A 16,948-nucleotide genomic window follows, 5' to 3' on the forward strand; every position below is an offset into this window, starting at 1 on the left:
AGGAAGCGCCGAAGAGGTATGTGATGTTGAAGCTCAAACGTATCCTGTTGATTGCCCCCGCCGAAATGACCCGCACGCCGGCGTTTGAGCGGGCGCAGGCACTGGCCTGTGCAACCGGTGCGTTGTTGCACATCGTTGCGTTCGACTATGTCCAGGCGCTGGCGGTAGCCGGGCTGTTTGACCATGATGCGATGGCCCAGGCACGGGAGGGCTATTTGCAGGTGCATCGACACTGGCTGGAGCAGCAAGCCAGGTTTCAACGGTGCGGGGGGTTGCAGGTGACCACGGAGGTGGTCTGGGCGAAATCGAGCCCGGCGCACCTGCTTGAGTACGTAAATGACTTCCATGCGGACCTGGTGATCAAGGACACCCATTATGTGCCAGCACTCGACCGGGCTTTTCACCAACCCCTCGACTGGCGGTTGCTGCGTGATTGTCCGGCTCACTTGCATCTGGTGACTGAGGCCAGGAATCCCAAACCGCTCAAAATACTTTGCACAGTCGATCTGTCTCATCTGGAGGATATGACTCAAGGGCTGAACGACCGGGTGCTCGATCTGGGCTCGACGCTGGCAGCATCCTGCGGTGCCGCCTTGTCTCTGCTGAGCGTTAACAGTTGGTCCGTGGTGGGCGATTCAGCGGTAAGCGTGCCGACCGTGACGCTGGCTCACAGTTTGAGAGACGCGGTCAACGATGCGCAGCAGGAGGCTTTTGAGGCGCTTGCCGATCGTTACGGTATTCAAGCAACACACCGACATCTCCTGACGGGTATCCCGCACACAGTCATTACACAGTTCGCCCGGCAGAATGCCTTTGACATGGTGGTGCTTGGCGCGGTCTATCAACACGGCATCGACAGGTTCGTCGGCAGTACCGCCGAGAGCGTGCTGAACCGGGCGCCCTGCAGTTTGACCATCGTCAAACCCTTGCCCAGGCTCGACGGATTCAGCGACCGGTAACGCTCGCCGTTGATAAAAATCAACTGCACCTGACCCCTGAAGAGCGATCAATGGTGCTCCCCTGAATGTTCATGGAGACGGCCATGCGAATGACATTTCTCGGTGCGGCAGGCACGGTCACCGGCAGCAAATACCTGCTGGAACATCGCGACCAACATGTACTGATCGATTGCGGCCTGTTCCAGGGCTATAAACAGCTTCGGTTGCATAACTGGGACCCATTCCAGCTCCCGGTTGGCGACCTCGGCGCCATCGTGCTGACCCATGCCCACCTGGATCACAGCGGCTACCTGCCCGTATTGGTGCGCAATGGTTATCGCGGGCCGGTGTATGCCACACCCGCCACCTGTGAACTGGTGAGAATCCTGCTATTGGACAGTGGCCGCCTGCAGGAAGAGGCCGCCGAGTTCGCCAATCGGCATGGTTTCTCCCGGCACAACCCGGCATTGCCGCTGTATACCGAGCAAGATGCCGAGCGGGCACTGAAACTGTTACACCCCGTGGAGTTACATCACCGGGTCAACATTGTCCCGGGCATGAGCATTCAGTTTCGTTGTGCCGGGCATATATTGGGCGCGGCAACGGTGGAGGTGATCGCCGACGGCATCACGCTGGTGTGCTCAGGCGATCTGGGGCGGCCAGATGATCCATTGATGTTCGCGCCTGAAACGGTCGAGCAGGCTGATTACTTGCTGGTGGAGTCGACCTACGGCGATCGCAAGCATCCGGTCGAGCCGCCGGAGGCGCAATTGGCCGAAGTCATCACCCGCACCGCGCTGCGCCATGGCATCACCTTGGTACCATCGTTCGCCGTGGGCCGCGCCCAGCTGCTGATGTACCACCTGTATCGGCTGAAACAGCGACACGCGATTCCCGATGTGCCGATCTATCTAAACAGCCCGATGGCCACGGACGTCACCAGTTTGTACCAGCGTTTTCGCAGCGAGCACCGGTTATCCCTCGAGGAATGCGAAGGCATGTGTCATATCGCCAAGTTCGTGCGCAGCACCAAGGATTCGATCGAGCTGGATCGCCAGCGCACGCCGGCGGTGATTATCGCTGCCAGTGGCATGGCCACGGGGGGACGGGTGATCCACCACCTCAAGGCGCTGGCCCCCAACCCGATCAACACGCTGCTGATGCCGGGTTTCCAGGCCGGCGGTACCCGTGGCGCGCAAATTGTCGCGGGCGCTCCTTCGGTGCGCATCCATGGCAAGGATGTGCCGATCAGGGCCGAGGTGGTGCCGATACAAACCCTGTCCGCGCATGCTGACGCCGATGAAATCATGCAGTGGCTGCGCGGGTTCAAGCGACCGCCCAGACACACCTATGTCGTGCACGGAGAACCCAATGCCTCGGATGTACTGCGCCGACGTATCAGCCTGGAACTGGGGTGGTCGGTTTCGGTGCCGGAATATCGCGACAGTGTTGAACTGGCTCCCTGAGCCGGCTCGGGTAAAGGGTGTGACGAAAATAGAAAAACCCCGGCCGCTTTCACGGCCGGGGTGTTGTAAAACGATGCCTTGCGAAGGTCAATTGACCAGGCATTGGCGCTAGGGCAGGAAGCGTTTGGGCAGCATGCGTGTAAGGGTGTTGTCACGCACCCAGTAGTGATGGAAAACGCCTGCGCAAGCATGCAAGCCAATCAGCCAGTACCCGGCGGTACCTACCCACTCATGCCAGTGTTTCAACTGCTTCGCCATATCGGGGTCGACTGCGATGGGCGAGGGCAGTGTGAAATCAAAATACGGTATCGGTTTTCCGGCAGCACTGAGCATCAGCCAGCCGAGCAGGGGTGTCGCGATCATCAGTGCATAAAGCGCAAGATGGGTCAGGTGCGCCATCGCGGTCTGCCAGGCCGGAGGGCGGGGCGAGATGGGCGGGCGTTTTTGCAAACGAGCGAGTAACCGGACCCATACCAAGGAGAAGATTGCCAGTCCAAACAATGCATGGGTGCCCAGCAATGGGCTCCTCAATGGATGCTGGCGGGGGAGCAAGCCTTTGAGCTCGATACAGGCATAGACGCCGACAAACAGTCCGAGCATCAGCCAGTGCAAGGTGATTGAAAGTGCTGCATACCGCTGTGGTTCTGAGTGTCTTGTCATATAGGGCCTCTTGCGGGTTTGTCCTGGCTGCCGAGTCATTCACGCAGCCAGCAACGGGTTTGGCTGCTGAATCGAGTGGCGAGAACTCTGCCTGCCCAGTCTTAAGGCAATCTGAAGACAGCTTTTGCACTGACATGAGTCCACCTTCAGATTCCGTTAAGAAATGCCTTGGATACTTCTCCCACACTTAACCCGGGAGGCGTCTTCCAATGCCCGATTTTGAATGGAATATTCCTCTACCCCTGCGCTTCGGCCACGCCGAAACGCCGACGATGAGTCTGGCCAGAGCGTTGCCTGACACCCTCGAGCGCCCAGTCTTCGAAGCCTTCATTCAGCAACGCTTTCGTAAGGCACACGGCGCCGATATACGTCACTTCATGCCCGAGCTGTTCGGCATGAGCGATGCAACAGGCACGCTCTGCGCGGTTGCCGGTGTGCGCCGGGCCAACGACGAATCGTTGTTTCTGGAACGTTACCTGGACGAGTCGATCGAGCCGCTGATCAGTGCCACTGCCGACCGCCCTGTGGATCGCAGCGGCATCGTCGAGGTCGGCAACCTGGCTGCCAGCGACACCGGCAGTGCGCGAATGAGCATCATCGCCATCACGTACCTGCTGGCTTTGGGCGGCCTGGAATGGGTGGCGTTCACCGGCAATATCGGCCTGGTGAACAGCTTTCATCGCCTGGGTCTGAAGCCCGTAACCCTCTGCGCTGCCGATCCCTCGCGGCTGGGCGATGACCGTCACAGCTGGGGCAGTTACTACGAGAGCAAACCCTGGGTGCACGTCGGCAACATACGCGCCGGCTTCATCCATTTGCGCAACATTGGCATGTTCAATCGCCTGGGGTTGCCATTGTCCATCGAGGAATCCAGCCATGTCGCCTGAACTGCAGCGGTTCAAGCAAACCCTGCGCAGCCATGCCGAGCGCAAGTCCAACGCCATCGCCTTGTGGGGCGATCACCTGAAAGTGGATTACGCCACGTTGTATGCCGAAGTGGTGTATCGCCAGCAGCGCTTGCGCGATGAAAACATCAAGGTGGTTGCCCTGGCGCTGGACAATGGCGTCGACGCCATGCTCTGGGACCTGGCCGCGCTGTTCGAAGGCCTGACCTGCCTGACGTTGCCCCCTTTTTTCAGCCCGGCTCAACGCATCCATTGCCTGGAACAGAGCCAGGCCGGGCTGGTGATTGCCGAGCCGGAACTGGCGGACGAACTGCAAAGCGCCGGGTACGAGAAAAACGGCGAGTTCTGGCGCCGCACCTTCAACGGCCCGAACCGGATGCCGGAAGGGACCGCCAAACTGACGTTCACCTCCGGTACCACCGGTACACCCAAAGGCGTGTGCCTCAGCGCCGAGAGCCTGTTAACGGTCGCACGCGAACTGGATCAAGCGAGCAAACCCGCTGACCCGCAACATCACCTGGCCCTGTTGCCCTTGGCGATCCTGCTGGAAAACCTCGGCTGCTATGCCGCGCTGTATGCCGGCGCCACCTTGAGCGTACCGAGCCAGAAAACCCTGGGCATTCAGGGGGCCAGAGGTGTGGATGTGCCACGCCTGCTCGGTTGCCTGGCCACACGTGCCCCCGAAAGCCTGATCCTGGTGCCGCAACTGCTGTTGATGCTGGTCAGCGCCGCCGAACAAAAAGCCTTCAATCCTTATCCATTGCGTTTTGCCGCGGTGGGTGGGGCACGGGTCAGCGAAGAATTACTGCACCGTGCGCAACGGATCGGTCTGCCGGTGTACGAAGGCTACGGGCTGTCGGAGTGTGCCTCGGTGGTCTGCCTCAATCGGCCCGAGGCCCGACGTCCCGGCAGTGTCGGCCAGCCACTTCCCCACGTAGAGATTCGCCTGGCACAGGATGGCGAGGTGCTGGTCAAGGGCGCGACGCTGCTCGGTTACCTGGGTGAGGCGCCGCACACCGATGAGTGGTGGCCGACCGGGGATCTTGGTGAATTCGACCCTGACGGTTTTCTCTACCTGAAAGGGCGCAAGAAACATCAATTCGTCACCAGTTTCGGACGCAACGTCAATCCGGAATGGGTTGAGGCCGAATTGACCCAGCGCCGCCATATCGCCCAGGCCTTCGTGTACGGCGAAGCCATGCCGCGAAACCATGCGTTGCTCTGGCCCCATCGACCGGATTGCACGGACGAAGAACTGGCCGCTGCCGTCGCACAGGCCAACGAAGCCTTGCCCGATTACGCCCAGGTCCATCACTGGACCCGTCTTGATCAACCCTTCACTCCCGCCAATGGCCTGCTCACCGCCAATGGCCGCCCACGCCGTGACGCCATCGTCGAGCGTTACCGGGCGCAACTGACTGAATCAGCACTTTCCGAGGTATCCGCATCATGAGTTTTTTCGACACGCTGCAAGAAGCCACGCAACAAGAACGCCATACATTGTTCAATCTGCCGATCATCCGCGACGCGCTTGAGGGCAAGGTCAGCCTGGAAAGCTATCGCGCGTTCCTGGCGCAAGCCTATTACCACGTGCGCCACACCGTGCCGTTGATGATGGCCTGCGGCGCCCGTCTGCCGACACGCCTGGAATGGCTGCGTAAAGCGGTGTGCGAGTACATCGAGGACGAATACGGTCACGAACAATGGATATTGGACGATATCGAAGCCTGCGGCGGCGACAGGAACGCGGTGCGCGACGGTCGTCCATCCATGCCGATTGAATTGATGGTCAGCTTTCTCTACGACCTGATTGCTCGCGACAACCCGGTCGGCCTGTTCGGCATGGTCAACGTGCTGGAAGGCACCAGCATCGCCCTGGCCACCCACGCTGCCGGCAGCATTCGCGATCGACTGGGCTTGCCGGAGAGCGCCTTCAGCTACCTCAGCTCCCATGGCTCCCTGGACATCGAACACATGCAGACCTATCGCCGGCTGATGAACACCCTCGACGATCCGGCGGATCAGGCGGCCGTGATCCACGCCTCCAAAGTGGTGTACACGCTCTACACCGATATGTTCCGTGGTTTGCCGCGCGACGGGGAGAACCTGCATGCGCCTGTCTGAAGCTCGCGTGGTGCTGACCGGCGCCAGCGGTGGCATTGGCCTGGCGATCGCGTCTGCCTTGTGTGCCAGCGGTGCACACGTATTGGCGGTGACCCGGCATCGCGAATCCCTGGAACCGTTGCTGGCTCGCTATCCGCAGCACTTGTACTGGATCGGCGCGGACCTGACCGTTCTGTCCGACCGGCGCAAGGTGTTGACCGCGGCGGAGTCTATTGGCGGAATCAATCTGCTGATCAACGCCGCCGGGGTCAACCACTTCGCCATGCTTGAGCAACTGGAGGACAGCGACATCCACGCCATGCTGGCGGTGAACATCAGCGCGCCGATCTGCCTGACCAAGTTGCTGTTGCCGCTGCTCAAGAAAGCCGAGAGCGCGATGGTGGTGAACGTCGGTTCGACCTATGGATCGATCGGTTACCCCGGCTACGCCAGCTATTGCGCCACCAAGTTCGCCTTGCGCGGCTTTTCCGAAGCCCTGCGCCGTGAACTGGCGGACACCCGGGTCGGCGTTCTCTACGTCGCGCCACGCGCCACCCGCACGAGCATGAACAGCCCGGCGGCGCAGGCCTTGAATGACGCTCTGAAATCCAATGTCGATGCTCCCCAGACGGTCGCCTCGGCGGTGATCCACGCGATTGCCGGCGACCGTCGGGATTTGTACCTGGGCTGGCCGGAGCGCTTTTTCGTGCGCCTGAACAGCCTGCTGCCCAATTTGGTGGACCGAGGCTTGCGCAAGCAATTGCCGCTGATCCGTCGCCTGAGTCAGAAGCCCGATAACGAGAACCTCAAACCATGAAAAAATTCACCGTTTGCCTGCTGCTCACCGCCCTGAGCCAAAGCGTCTGGGCGCTGGACACCGCTGACCAGCAACGCCTGACCGGCATCCAGCAAAGTTGGGCGCACATTCAATACGAAATGCCGGCCGACCAACGCACCGCAGCGTTTGAAAAGCTCGCGGGCCAGGCGGCTGCGTTTACCCGGGAGCGCCAATCGGTGGCCGAAGCCTGGATCTGGTCCGGTATAGTCAGCAGCAGTTGGGCCGGAGCCCAAGGCGGATTGGGTGCGTTGAGCAAGGTCAAGGACGCGAAGGTCGATCTGGAGAAAGCGCTGGCGCTGGACCCCAAAGCGCTGCAAGGCTCGGCCTATACCAGCCTTGGCGCCCTGTATGACCGCGTTCCCGGCTGGCCCATCGGTTTTGGTGATTCGGACAAGGCCGAGCAGCTTCTCAAACAGGCCTTGCAACTTAACCCGAACGGCATCGATAGTCTGTACTTCTGGGGTGATCACCTCTACCGTCAAAAACGCTACGGCGAAGCCAGAAGCGCGCTGCAAAAAGCCCTGCAAGCGGAGCCAAGGCCGGGCCGGGAAACCGCCGATGCCGGACGCCGCAAGGAAATCGAAGCGTTGCTGGTGGACGTGAACAAGAAACTCGACTGACAGGAGTTCGTGTGCGCTTATTACTGATCGAGGATGACGTAGCGTTGGGCGAAGGCATCCATCAGGCTCTGGGGCGAGAAGGTTACACCGTTGACTGGGTGCAGGACGGCAGCAGTGCCTTGCACTCGCTGCTCAGTGAAACCTTCGATCTTGCGGTGCTCGACCTTGGCTTGCCGCGTATGGACGGCCTCGAGGTACTGCGGCGTTTGCGTGACAGCGGCTCGAATTTGCCGGTGCTGATCCTTACCGCGCGCGATGCCACCGAAGACCGTATCGCCGGACTGGATGCCGGCGCTGACGATTACCTGATCAAACCCTTCGACCTGGCCGAGCTGAAGGCGCGCCTGCGAGCGTTGCTGCGGCGCAGCGCCGGTCGCGCCCAGGTGTTGATCGAACACGCCGGCATCAGCCTTAATCCTGGCACCCAGCAAGTCAGCTACCAGGGAGAACCGGTGGCACTGACGCCAAAGGAATATCAACTGCTCCACGAATTGCTATCGCCACCGGGCCGAGTCATGACCCGCGATCATCTGATGCAGCTGCTGTATGGCTGGAACGAAGAAGCCGAGAGCAACACCCTGGAAGTGCATATCCATCACTTGCGAAAGAAATTCTCAACCGACCTGATTCGCACCATCCGCGGTGTCGGATATCTGGTGGAGGAGCGCCGATGACCTCGATCAGGCGTCGCACCCTGACGCTGATCATCGGTCTGTTGCTTGCTGGTATTACGATGATGAGCGTGCTCAACCTGCACGACAGCAATCACGAAATCGCCGAAGTCTATGATGCTCAGCTGGCTCAGAATGCGCGACTGCTGCAAGGGGTCATGCGTATGCCCATGGCCAGCAGGGAACACTCCGATCTGTATCAGGCCTTCAACAAGGCCTTGAGTGAAGCGGAACCGAGAGTCGACGGTCATCCCTATGAAACCAAGATTGCCTTCCAGGTCTGGAATCCCAAGGGCGAAGTGCTGGTGCATACCGCCAGCGCGCCGTCTTTCGGCACACCCCCGGGGACGCCAGGATTCAGTGATGTGGTGGATCTGAACCACCGTCACTGGCGTGCGTTCATGCTCGAAGACAAACAGAACGGCCTGCGCATCTGGGTTGGCGAGCGAGACGATGTGCGTTCGGACCTGGTGGACCGGATCGTACGCCATACGCTGGGGCCCAATATCCTGGGCAGTTTGCTGTTGGCGTCGATGATCTGGCTGGCGATCGGCTGGGGTTTGAAACCGTTGGTCGATATGGCCGCGACATTGCGTGCGCGGCATCCAGGCTCACTGGAACCCTTGCAACTGATGCCGTTACCTACCGAGCTTGAGCCCATGCAGGCGGCCCTCAACCGCATGCTCGCGCAGATTCAGGAAGTCATGGGGCGGGAGCGGCGCTTTATCGCTGACGCCGCCCATGAAATGCGCACGCCATTAGCGGTGCTCAGGGTCCATGCACAGAACCTGATGGAGGCGGGCAGTGAGGAGGAACGTTGCGAGTCCCTCGAACATTTGATCGCCGGCGTCGACCGTGCCAGCCGACTGGTCAACCAATTACTGACCATGGCTCGACTTGAACCGCAATCAGCGATTCGTATACCCCCCACCATTGATCTGGTCGCCACCGTGCGCGCTAGCCTGGTTCAGATGACCCCCTGGTTGTTGAACAAGGGGCTCGAGCTGGCTTTCGATGTCAGCGACGAAATCGGCCCGGTCAGAGTTGATTCCGCAGCCATCGATATCGCCTTGAACAATTTGGTGACCAACGCTGCAAACTTTTCCCCGGAGCACGGCTTGATCACGGTAAGGCTGAATAAAAAGGCAGATCACTATGAACTGTCTGTCGAGGACGAGGGACCGGGGATTAACGAGGAAGATCGTGATCGGCTTTTCGAGCGTTTCTACAGCCGTGGCAATGATCAGGGGGCGGGCTTGGGTTTGAATATCGTTCAGGCGATCGCCGATCGCCTGGGAGGACAGATTCGGTTAGAAAATCGCGCCTCGAAAGGGTTGTGCGCCACGTTGGAATTCCACTGTTTTTGACGCCGCTGCTTTAGCGCGCGTCTGCGAGTCAGCCCTTGGGACTGGAGCGTCAGAGCCTGTCACTCAGGACCTTCGATGTCCTGTTTCCCGCGCCGCTCGATGCCGGTAGGGCTTCCGGAGTCAACGAGCCTTCTCTCCAGCAGAATATTCTGCAGTGCCTGGCGATCTGCCGGCTCCAGCTGATGCGCTCTTTCCTTAAGCTCCAGCAAGATCGGGCTGGAATAGGTGCGGTAGGTTTTCTCCGCCGTACGAATCGGTGTCATTTAATCCCTCCTTGATCACCTGCACACTCAGGTTGGCGCGTTGCGATGCGTTAGAAATCCTAGTTGAGGAAACGGTTTATCGCCAAAAAAGGATCGCACCAAAAAGGGGGGGATTCTGGCAAACCTTGAGCCCTGGCGGAGCGGTGGTCGTTAAAATCGCGGATTACCCGGAAGCAAAGGGGATTTGGAAGGTGGCTGGAGACGTGATCTGCGTGACGTATAAAAAGTTTGGGAAAGAATGAAACACCGTATGCAGCGACGGTGTTTCAGTTTGTTTGATCGATGAACAAAAGGACCACTGATAATAAATTCAGTGTGCATTAACCGATGCACACCAATTCACCTCATGGTCGCGCGGAGCGCTTCAATATCACTCTTCGCTTGCCCAGACACCTGTGGCGGCAGTGCGTCGAACATAGTCGCTGAAGTCCCGTGCCGGGCGACCCAGCGCACGCTGTACGCCATCGGCCACAGGTGTATTGCGGCCGTCGAGTATGGTTGTGAAGAGATAAAGCACCAGATCGATCAGTTCGGCGGGTACCTGCGCCTGTTCCAACGCCTGCCGATAGGCGTCCGGCGGTACCGCAACGTACGCAATGCCCCGTTCCGTCTCACGGGCAATTTCAGCGACAGCCTCCGTGAAGGTCAATGCTCGCGGACCCGTCAGTTCATACAGTTGGCCTGCGTGTCCCGGCTTGGTCAGTGCTACGACCGCGATCTCGGCGATGTCTTCCACGTCGACAAAGGGCTCGGCGATGTTGCCGACGGGGAGGGCCAGTTCTCCTTGCAAAATCGGCTCGAGAAAATGGGCTTCGCTGAAGTTCTGAAAAAACCAGCTGGCTCGCAGGATGGTCCAGTCGGCCCCGCTGTTTTGAACGACGCGTTCGGCTTGTTCCGCTTCAATTTCGCCACGCCCCGACAGCAGCACCAGTTTACGCACGCCGCTCTTGACCGCTTGATCGGTGAATGCCTGCACCGTCTCAACGGCACCGGGGACTGCGAGGTCCGGTTGGAACGAGAGGTAGACGGCGCGAACGCCATCGATCGCGGCGGCCCACGTGCTTCGATCCTCCCAGTCGAAAGCGGGACTGGCCCTTCGGGAGCCCAAGCGGACAGACACTCCCTGCGCTTGCAATCGCTGAACAATTCGCCGCCCTGTCTTGCCCGTAGCACCGGTAATCAGGATGGTTTCCTGGGAGGTTGTCATCGCGCTCATCTCCATTGATTTAATGTGAGTGTTACTCATGTTTTAAAGATGATAAACCCTCACGTTTTATCGTCAACCGGCAGAATCGCTGAAACCGACGTACGGGCAGTGCTAAGGTGAGGCTATGTCATGTTATTGATCGGGAGCGCACCAGTGCCCAAGAAAGCCACCGAAATCGTCGAACAGCCTGCCTCCGAGCCGGCCCGGCGTAATCCCACGCAACAACGCAGTCGCGAGCGCCAGGAGCGAATCCTCGCGGCGGCGACACAATTGACTGCGAGCAAGGGCAGCGATCAACTCAAAATGAGTGAGATAGCTGAATGCTGCGGGATTTCCATCGGCTCGCTTTATCAGTACTTTCCGGACAAAAGTTCGGTCATACAGACCCTGGCAGAGCGCTACAACGCCGAAAGCCGTCGCTGTATCGAAGCGGCGCTGGCGGCGGTTGAAGATGCGCAAGGGCTGAGCGCAGCCTTTTCAGCGCTGCTCGACGAGTATTACGAGATCGTCCTGGCAACACCGGCGATGCGCGACATCTGGTCGGGCATGCAGGCAGACAAACACCTCATGGCGCTGGAGTTGCAGGAAAGCCGGATTGCCGGTGGGCTGTTGGCTGAGGTGATGATGCGGGTGTATCCAGGCAGTGACGCGGGGCAGGTCCAGGCCTCGGCATTTTTGATCTGGCACCTGGGCGAAGCGACCATGCGTCTGGCCATCTCATGTGCGCCCGAAGAGGGGCGCGGACTGGTCGAAGCGTTCAAGCGAATGGCTTTGCGTGAAATCACCGGGTTGACGGCTGGGACGAAGGGCGTCGCAACCGCCAGACCTGCCTGTTAAACGAAAGGTTGACCAGTAAAGCCCCGAGGCAATCGTTGCCGCCCGTCCATCGCGGTAAGCCGCTCGACCCATTCCACGCGCCAGTCATTGGCGGTGTGAGTGACTTTGGCTTTGCGTGCGGCGCGGCGAGCAGCGTTACGCTGGTCTTTGCGCGCATCCTTGAACGCATCGGTGCTTCGGCAGCTTCTGCATTTCACCCGGGTCAGTTCAGTCGTTGAGGTGAGTTTGCTTCCTTTGTGACCGCAGGCCAGATGCCCGCCAACTTTGAAGTGAGTAACCATCAGACGCCTCCTTGGTGACGTGTAACTGTTGGACCTCCAGCAAGTAATGTCGTTCGGCACGCAAAAAAATGGCCCGCATGCGGGCGGGCCAAGGGGTTCATCAGAAGGAGTAGGTTCACTGTACGGCTTGTTTTGTGAACACTTTGTGAAATGGCCGGGCAAAAAAATCCCGGCGCCAGGCCGGGTGGGTTCAGCAGTAATGATCAGCCAAGCGCGAGCACGGTGACGAAAATGTCGCCGTTCATGGGCTCTGAATCAGGTCGTGTACGCGTTGTCCGGTGTCCAGATCGAATCATCTGAACCTTGGCAGCGGCGGTTCGACAGGCTTGAGCGAGGACAACGTGCTGCGGATCAGTGGCGCATCCTTCTCGATGTCGTTCAGACGATCACGAATTCTGAGGGCGGTCGGGTGCCCCCCTTGATGATCGACCCAGTCGGCGATTTCCTTGCACGCCGCGGCCAAGCGAGCCTGGCGGGAATCAAGCAGGGTGAGCAGGGTGGTGATGGACTCTTTTTCGGACATGACAAACACCTCCGTTCAAGAAACCTGGCAATTGGCAACAAAAAGCCCGCTGGGAGCGAGCTTTCTGCCGATGGGGTCGCTGGTCCCTCAGCCATTTCAGTATAGACCCGGACTTCAGCCTTGTCGGGCCGTCACCTGCGATCGGGCGTTGTATAGACGGCAGGCGCGACGGGCATCTTCTTCAGTATCAAAGCCGTCGCCAATGAAGCCACGGGTGCGGGTATCAATGATGCGATACCAGACTTTAGCGTCGGGTGGTGGATGACCGACTTCCCCGGCGCGGCGACCATGAATGATGATCTTGTTGCAGCGCTGCACAACGAAAATGTCTTCCATGGCGTCACCGGAGCTAATTTCTGTCACATCTACTATAGAAGCCATTCGCGATCGTGCAAAAAATGGACAGGTCAGTTCGTCGGTTGAGACGCCTCGATCATCCGTTCCAGGTACATCGCCAGCCCGACTTCTTCGGCCCTGAGGCCTTTACGGGTTCTGGGTCGCGGTAACTCGGCCAATGCCCCCAGCAGAAAGCCGTCGAGCACCGCCGGGTGGATATAGCACTTGCGACAGACCGCCGGGGTGTTGCCGAGTTGCCTGGCGACGTTCTTGACCATTTCCACTACATGGCGCTTGGCATCAGACTCCGGCTCCCACTGCAACTCGCGCAGCACGGCCAATGCCAGCGCGCTGCCGGCCCAGGTGCGGTAATCCTTGGCGGTGAAGTCAGCGCCGGTCAGCGTTTGCAGATAGGCATTTACGTCGGAGGAACTGACGGTGTGCCGTTCACCGTTTTCATCCAGATACTGAAACAGGTTTTGCCCGGGAATTTCCTGGCAGCGTTTGATGATTCGCGCCAGACGCCGGTCTTTCACGGTGATCTGGTGTTCGACACCGCTCTTGCCACGGAACTGGAACCGGATCGCACTGCCGTTGACCTCGACGTGACGGTTGCGCAGGGTGGTCAACCCATAGGAGCGATTGTCCCGCGCGTACTGCGTATTGCCGACCCGGATCAGGGTCGCATCCAGCAAGGTAATGACCGTGGCCATGACTTTGTCGCGGCTGAAACCCGGCGCCTCCAACAGTGTTTCAAGCTGTTTGCGCAGCTTCGGCAGGGCCAGCCCGAAGTCCCGCAACCGCGAGTATTTATCGGCATCGCGTACTTCCCGCCAGCGCGGGTGGTAACGGTATTGTTTGCGCCCCCGGGCATCGCGGCCGGTGGCTTGCAGGTGCCCGCGCGGGTCGGCGCAGATCCATACGTCGGTGTAGGCCGGAGGGACGGCGAGGGCGTTGATGCGCTTGATCTCGTCCGGATCAGTGATGCGCTGACCCGTGGGTTCGAAGTAGCAAAACTTGCCGCGCAGTTTCTTGCGAGTGATGCCGGGCTGGGTGTCGTCGACGTAGTGCAGGTCGGGCGGCAGCACGTCGGGCAATGCGGAATCGGGCATGGCGGTAATCCTTGGCAACGAATCAGGGGCCGTTACAGCCATTGACCGCACGCCTTTGCAGACGTGCCAGCGGATTTACGCCAGCACCGCCACCGCCTTGATCTGCGCCCAGAGTTGCTGGCCGGGGTGCACGTTCAATTGATCCCGGGAGTAGCGGGTGATCCGTGCCAGCAGCGGCGTGCCGGCCGCGTCCAGCCGAATCAGCACGTGGGCGGCGTTGTCCGCGCCCATTTCACTGACCACCGTCACCGGCAGACGATTGAGAATGCTGCTGTGATCGACGCTTTGCAGGCTGAGACTGACATCGCGCGCCTGAACCTTGCAGCGAAGTGCCTGGCCGGCGTCCATCGGTGTGTGTGTCACGCGAATGTTCAGCGCGGCGCCCGGTAATTGCAGGGTCAGCAATTGATAGTCCGCGTCATACGTACTGACATGGCCCTCGATCACGACGCCAGCGTCATCGCCCAACGCCAATGGCAGGTCGAGACGGGCCAGGGTTTCACCGATAGGGCCGCTGGCCAGTGCCTTGCCGTGGCTGAGCAGGACGATGTGGTCAGCCAGCCGAGCCACCTCATCCTGGGAATGACTGACGTACAGCACCGGGATGTCCAGTTCATCGTGCAACCGTTGCAGGTACGGCAGGATTTCGCTTTTGCGTTGCGAATCCAGTGCCGCCAGCGGTTCGTCCATCAGCAACAGCTTCGGGCTGGTCAGCAGGGCGCGGGCGATGCCAATGCGCTGCCGTTCACCGCCGGAGAGGTTTTGTGGGTGACGATCCAGCAGATGGCCGATGCCCAGCAGTTCAGTCGCGTGAGCCATGTCGACCCGGCGCAGTTGTTGCGGGATTCGCCTGAGACCGAATTGCAGGTTCGCCAGCACCGACAGATGCGGAAACAGACTGGCTTCCTGAAAGACATAACCGAGCGCGCGCTTGTGCGGCGCGACGAAAATCTTCCTGTCGCTGTCCTGCCAGACTTCATCGTTGACCTGGATAAAACCCTGTTCTGCCCGTTCAAGGCCTGCAATGCAGCGCAGGCAGGTGGTTTTGCCTGAGCCGGAGTGACCGTACAGCGCGGTGACGCCACGGCCCGGCAGGTGCAAATCCACATCCAGGGCGAACCCCGAGTAGTTCAGTTTCAGACGTGTTTTGATCATCAATCAGCTCCAGCCTGCTCTGGTTTTGCGACTGGAGTAGAGCGCCAGCAACACTGCGAAAGAGAACACTAACATCGCCCCGGCCAGCCAGTGGGCCTGGGCATATTCCATGGCCTCGACGTGATCGTAGATTTGCACCGAGACCACGCGGGTCTTGTCGGGAATGTTGCCGCCGATCATCAGCACCACACCAAATTCGCCAACGGTATGGGCGAAACCGAGAATCGCCGCCGTGATGAAACCCGGTCGGGCCAGCGGCAGGATCACACTGAAAAAGGTGTCCCAGGGATTGGCGCGCAAGGTCGCGGCCACTTCCAGCGGACGGCTGCCGATGGCAGAGAAAGCATTCTGCAGCGGCTGCACCACGAACGGCATCGAGTAGAGCACCGAACCGATCACCAACCCGGCAAAACTGAAGGTCAGGGTGCCGAGCCCCAGTGACTGGGTGAAGTGGCCGACAAAACCGTTAGGACCCAACGCCAGCAAAAGATAAAAGCCAATCACCGTGGGTGGCAACACCAGGGGCAGGGCGACGATCGCCCCGATCGGGCCGCGCAACCAGGACTGGGTGCGCGACAGCCACAACGCAATCGGAGTGCCGATGATCAGCAGGATAACCGTCGTCAGGGAGGCGAGTTTCAGGGTCAGCCAGATCGCGGAAAAGTCGGCGCTCGATAGAGTCATTTAGAGTTGGTAACCGTAGGACTTGATGACAGCGGCGGCTTTCGGCCCCTTGAGGTAGTCAACCAGCGCCTTGGCAGCCGGGTTGTCCTTGCCTTTGTTGAGGATCACCGCATCTTGTTTGATCGGTTCGTGCAGGCTGGCGGGAACGATCCACGCCGAACCGCTGGTCACTTTGCCGTCTTTGTAGATCTGCGACAAGGCGACGAAGCCCAGTTCTGCGTTGCCGGTGGAAACGAACTGGTAAGCCTGGGTGATGTTCTGGCCTTCAACGATTTTGTCTCTGACCTTGTCGGTCAGGCCCAGCCTGGCCAGTACCTGGGTGGCGGCGAGGCCGTAAGGCGCGGTTTTCGGGTTGGCGATCGACAGATGCTGGTATCGATTGTCACTCAACGTTTTGCCCTTGGCATCGACGTAACCTTCCTTGGCCGACCAAAGCGCGAGGGTGCCGACGGCGTAGGTGAAGCGCGAACCCTTGACCGTCTCACCTTCGGCTTCGAGTTTTAGCGCGGTGGTGTCGTCCGCTGAGAGGAACACTTCGAACGGCGCGCCATTCTTGATCTGGGTGTAGAACTGGCCGGTTGCACCAAAGGAGGTGACCAGTTTATGCCCGGTGTCTTTCTCGAAGTCGGCAGCGATGGCCTGGATCGGCGCGGTGAAGTTGGCCGCGACAGCGACCTGGACTTCATCGGCCTGGGCAGCGCCGATGGCGAACACTGCGAGCAGGCTCGCCAGGCAGTTTGGGGCAAAACGTGAGGCACGAATGGTCATGAAACGGCTCCGTGGCAGGCAAGTATGGCGAGGAGGTACAACGCTATATAGTCAAATATATAGCGTATTGCCTGCAAACGGAATGTGCTGGAACTGGATTACATGGGTGACGAATAAATCTCTGTGGCGAGGGAGCTTGCTCCCGCTCGGCTGCGAAGCGGCCGCAAAAATTTTAGGGCCGCTGCGCGCCCCAGCGGGAGCAAGCTCCCTCGCC

The 16,948-nt window shown here is 59.7% G+C and carries 20 protein-coding genes; 10 read left to right on the forward strand and 10 right to left on the reverse strand.

Features of this window, described 5'->3' with window-relative positions:
* Positions 1-23 precede the first annotated feature (23 nt).
* Complete coding sequence (locus tag ACM6I5_RS09970) at positions 24-959, forward strand: universal stress protein (RefSeq protein WP_414879702.1); 936 nt, start codon at positions 24-26, stop codon at positions 957-959.
* Positions 960-1,042: 83 nt separating this feature from the next.
* The gene (locus ACM6I5_RS09975; RefSeq protein WP_414879701.1) at positions 1,043-2,404 is read left to right on the forward strand and encodes an MBL fold metallo-hydrolase RNA specificity domain-containing protein; all 1,362 of its coding nucleotides are present in this window, start codon (positions 1,043-1,045) and stop codon (positions 2,402-2,404) included.
* A gap of 108 nt (positions 2,405-2,512) precedes the next feature.
* Here ACM6I5_RS09975 and ACM6I5_RS09980 read toward each other — a convergent pair whose 3' ends face one another.
* Complete coding sequence (locus tag ACM6I5_RS09980; protein WP_017338579.1) at positions 2,513-3,064, reverse strand: cytochrome b; 552 nt, start codon at positions 3,062-3,064, stop codon at positions 2,513-2,515.
* A gap of 209 nt (positions 3,065-3,273) precedes the next feature.
* On the opposite strand from ACM6I5_RS09980, the gene ACM6I5_RS09985 reads away from it, so the two are divergent.
* The 7 genes from ACM6I5_RS09985 to ACM6I5_RS10015 are packed head-to-tail and all read left to right on the forward strand — an operon-like array spanning position 3,274 to position 9,568.
* Positions 3,274-3,951, forward strand: coding sequence for a thermostable hemolysin (locus ACM6I5_RS09985; protein ID WP_017338580.1), 678 nt, complete (start codon positions 3,274-3,276; stop codon positions 3,949-3,951).
* Positions 3,941-5,422 carry an AMP-binding protein gene (locus tag ACM6I5_RS09990; RefSeq protein ID WP_414883732.1) on the forward strand — a complete coding sequence of 494 codons (1,482 nt, stop codon included), beginning with the start codon at positions 3,941-3,943 and terminating at the stop codon, positions 5,420-5,422. Before ACM6I5_RS09985 ends, ACM6I5_RS09990 begins: the two co-directional genes overlap by 11 nt.
* Positions 5,419-6,093, forward strand: a complete 675-nt coding sequence (locus tag ACM6I5_RS09995; protein WP_414879699.1) for a TenA family transcriptional regulator — start codon at positions 5,419-5,421, stop codon at positions 6,091-6,093. The genes ACM6I5_RS09990 and ACM6I5_RS09995 overlap by 4 nt, the downstream gene beginning before the upstream one ends.
* Positions 6,080-6,889, forward strand: coding sequence for an SDR family oxidoreductase (locus tag ACM6I5_RS10000; RefSeq protein ID WP_414883733.1), 810 nt, complete (start codon positions 6,080-6,082; stop codon positions 6,887-6,889). Before ACM6I5_RS09995 ends, ACM6I5_RS10000 begins: the two co-directional genes overlap by 14 nt.
* Positions 6,886-7,530: a tetratricopeptide repeat protein gene (locus ACM6I5_RS10005; RefSeq protein ID WP_017338584.1), complete on the forward strand. Its 645-nt coding sequence runs from the start codon at positions 6,886-6,888 to the stop codon at positions 7,528-7,530. Before ACM6I5_RS10000 ends, ACM6I5_RS10005 begins: the two co-directional genes overlap by 4 nt.
* 11 nt (positions 7,531-7,541) lie before the next feature.
* A complete protein-coding gene (locus ACM6I5_RS10010; RefSeq protein ID WP_017338585.1) occupies positions 7,542-8,204 on the forward strand; it encodes a response regulator in 663 nt (220 codons plus the stop codon).
* Positions 8,201-9,568: an ATP-binding protein gene (locus ACM6I5_RS10015; protein ID WP_017338586.1), complete on the forward strand. Its 1,368-nt coding sequence runs from the start codon at positions 8,201-8,203 to the stop codon at positions 9,566-9,568. Before ACM6I5_RS10010 ends, ACM6I5_RS10015 begins: the two co-directional genes overlap by 4 nt.
* 59 nt (positions 9,569-9,627) lie before the next feature.
* Here the strand turns inward: ACM6I5_RS10015 and ACM6I5_RS10020 are convergent, their stop codons facing one another.
* Positions 9,628-9,831 carry a hypothetical protein gene (locus tag ACM6I5_RS10020; protein WP_017338587.1) on the reverse strand — a complete coding sequence of 68 codons (204 nt, stop codon included), beginning with the start codon at positions 9,829-9,831 and terminating at the stop codon, positions 9,628-9,630.
* Between the two features lie 370 nt (positions 9,832-10,201).
* Entirely contained in the window at positions 10,202-11,038 is an 837-nt protein-coding gene (locus ACM6I5_RS10025; RefSeq protein WP_414883734.1) for an NAD(P)H-binding protein, read from the reverse strand.
* Between the two features lie 153 nt (positions 11,039-11,191).
* Here ACM6I5_RS10025 and ACM6I5_RS10030 point away from each other — a divergent pair, with 153 nt between their 5' ends.
* Positions 11,192-11,875: a TetR/AcrR family transcriptional regulator gene (locus ACM6I5_RS10030; RefSeq protein ID WP_414879697.1), complete on the forward strand. Its 684-nt coding sequence runs from the start codon at positions 11,192-11,194 to the stop codon at positions 11,873-11,875.
* Here the strand turns inward: ACM6I5_RS10030 and ACM6I5_RS10035 are convergent.
* The 7 genes from ACM6I5_RS10035 to modA all read right to left on the reverse strand — a co-directional run bounded on the left by ACM6I5_RS10035 (position 11,872) and on the right by modA (position 16,734).
* Positions 11,872-12,156, reverse strand: a complete 285-nt coding sequence (locus tag ACM6I5_RS10035) for a hypothetical protein (RefSeq protein WP_017338590.1) — start codon at positions 12,154-12,156, stop codon at positions 11,872-11,874. The genes ACM6I5_RS10030 and ACM6I5_RS10035 overlap by 4 nt on opposite strands.
* Positions 12,157-12,448: 292 nt before the next feature.
* Positions 12,449-12,679, reverse strand: a complete 231-nt coding sequence (locus tag ACM6I5_RS10040; protein WP_414879696.1) for a hypothetical protein — start codon at positions 12,677-12,679, stop codon at positions 12,449-12,451.
* Between the two features lie 114 nt (positions 12,680-12,793).
* Positions 12,794-13,015 (reverse strand): hypothetical protein, encoded by a 222-nt coding sequence (locus ACM6I5_RS10045; RefSeq protein ID WP_017338592.1) that lies wholly within the window; start codon positions 13,013-13,015, stop codon positions 12,794-12,796.
* 71 nt (positions 13,016-13,086) lie between these two features.
* On the reverse strand, positions 13,087-14,127 hold the full coding sequence (locus ACM6I5_RS10050) for a DNA topoisomerase IB (protein WP_017338593.1): 1,041 nt from the start codon (positions 14,125-14,127) through the stop codon (positions 13,087-13,089).
* Between the two features lie 75 nt (positions 14,128-14,202).
* Positions 14,203-15,282, reverse strand: coding sequence for a molybdenum ABC transporter ATP-binding protein (modC, locus tag ACM6I5_RS10055; protein ID WP_414883735.1), 1,080 nt, complete (start codon positions 15,280-15,282; stop codon positions 14,203-14,205).
* Positions 15,283-15,285: 3 nt separating this feature from the next.
* Complete coding sequence (gene modB, locus ACM6I5_RS10060) at positions 15,286-15,966, reverse strand: molybdate ABC transporter permease subunit (protein ID WP_017338595.1); 681 nt, start codon at positions 15,964-15,966, stop codon at positions 15,286-15,288.
* Positions 15,967-16,734 carry a molybdate ABC transporter substrate-binding protein gene (gene modA / locus ACM6I5_RS10065; protein WP_414883736.1) on the reverse strand — a complete coding sequence of 256 codons (768 nt, stop codon included), beginning with the start codon at positions 16,732-16,734 and terminating at the stop codon, positions 15,967-15,969. It abuts the gene before it with no gap.
* Between the last annotated feature and the right edge of the window lie 214 nt (positions 16,735-16,948).

It is taken from the genome of Pseudomonas sp. IT-P171 (assembly GCF_949767765.1).
Taxonomy (GTDB): domain Bacteria; phylum Pseudomonadota; class Gammaproteobacteria; order Pseudomonadales; family Pseudomonadaceae; genus Aquipseudomonas; species Aquipseudomonas fluorescens_B.

What these genes read in the sequence shown, in the direction of transcription:
- ACM6I5_RS09970 (WP_414879702.1), top strand. Translation starts at nt 24, where the DNA reads ATGTTGAAGCTCAAACGTATCCTGTTGATTGCCCCCGCCGAAATGACC.
- ACM6I5_RS09975 (WP_414879701.1), top strand. Translation starts at nt 1,043, where the DNA reads ATGCGAATGACATTTCTCGGTGCGGCAGGCACGGTCACCGGCAGCAAA.
- ACM6I5_RS09980 (WP_017338579.1), bottom strand. Translation starts at nt 3,064, where the DNA reads ATGACAAGACACTCAGAACCACAGCGGTATGCAGCACTTTCAATCACC.
- ACM6I5_RS09985 (WP_017338580.1), top strand. Translation starts at nt 3,274, where the DNA reads ATGCCCGATTTTGAATGGAATATTCCTCTACCCCTGCGCTTCGGCCAC.
- ACM6I5_RS09990 (WP_414883732.1), top strand. Translation starts at nt 3,941, where the DNA reads ATGTCGCCTGAACTGCAGCGGTTCAAGCAAACCCTGCGCAGCCATGCC.
- ACM6I5_RS09995 (WP_414879699.1), top strand. Translation starts at nt 5,419, where the DNA reads ATGAGTTTTTTCGACACGCTGCAAGAAGCCACGCAACAAGAACGCCAT.
- ACM6I5_RS10000 (WP_414883733.1), top strand. Translation starts at nt 6,080, where the DNA reads ATGCGCCTGTCTGAAGCTCGCGTGGTGCTGACCGGCGCCAGCGGTGGC.
- ACM6I5_RS10005 (WP_017338584.1), top strand. Translation starts at nt 6,886, where the DNA reads ATGAAAAAATTCACCGTTTGCCTGCTGCTCACCGCCCTGAGCCAAAGC.
- ACM6I5_RS10015 (WP_017338586.1), top strand. Translation starts at nt 8,201, where the DNA reads ATGACCTCGATCAGGCGTCGCACCCTGACGCTGATCATCGGTCTGTTG.
- ACM6I5_RS10020 (WP_017338587.1), bottom strand. Translation starts at nt 9,831, where the DNA reads ATGACACCGATTCGTACGGCGGAGAAAACCTACCGCACCTATTCCAGC.
- ACM6I5_RS10025 (WP_414883734.1), bottom strand. Translation starts at nt 11,038, where the DNA reads ATGACAACCTCCCAGGAAACCATCCTGATTACCGGTGCTACGGGCAAG.
- ACM6I5_RS10035 (WP_017338590.1), bottom strand. Translation starts at nt 12,156, where the DNA reads ATGGTTACTCACTTCAAAGTTGGCGGGCATCTGGCCTGCGGTCACAAA.
- ACM6I5_RS10040 (WP_414879696.1), bottom strand. Translation starts at nt 12,679, where the DNA reads ATGTCCGAAAAAGAGTCCATCACCACCCTGCTCACCCTGCTTGATTCC.
- ACM6I5_RS10045 (WP_017338592.1), bottom strand. Translation starts at nt 13,015, where the DNA reads ATGGAAGACATTTTCGTTGTGCAGCGCTGCAACAAGATCATCATTCAT.
- ACM6I5_RS10050 (WP_017338593.1), bottom strand. Translation starts at nt 14,127, where the DNA reads ATGCCCGATTCCGCATTGCCCGACGTGCTGCCGCCCGACCTGCACTAC.
- modC (WP_414883735.1), bottom strand. Translation starts at nt 15,282, where the DNA reads ATGATCAAAACACGTCTGAAACTGAACTACTCGGGGTTCGCCCTGGAT.
- modB (WP_017338595.1), bottom strand. Translation starts at nt 15,966, where the DNA reads ATGACTCTATCGAGCGCCGACTTTTCCGCGATCTGGCTGACCCTGAAA.
- modA (WP_414883736.1), bottom strand. Translation starts at nt 16,734, where the DNA reads ATGACCATTCGTGCCTCACGTTTTGCCCCAAACTGCCTGGCGAGCCTG.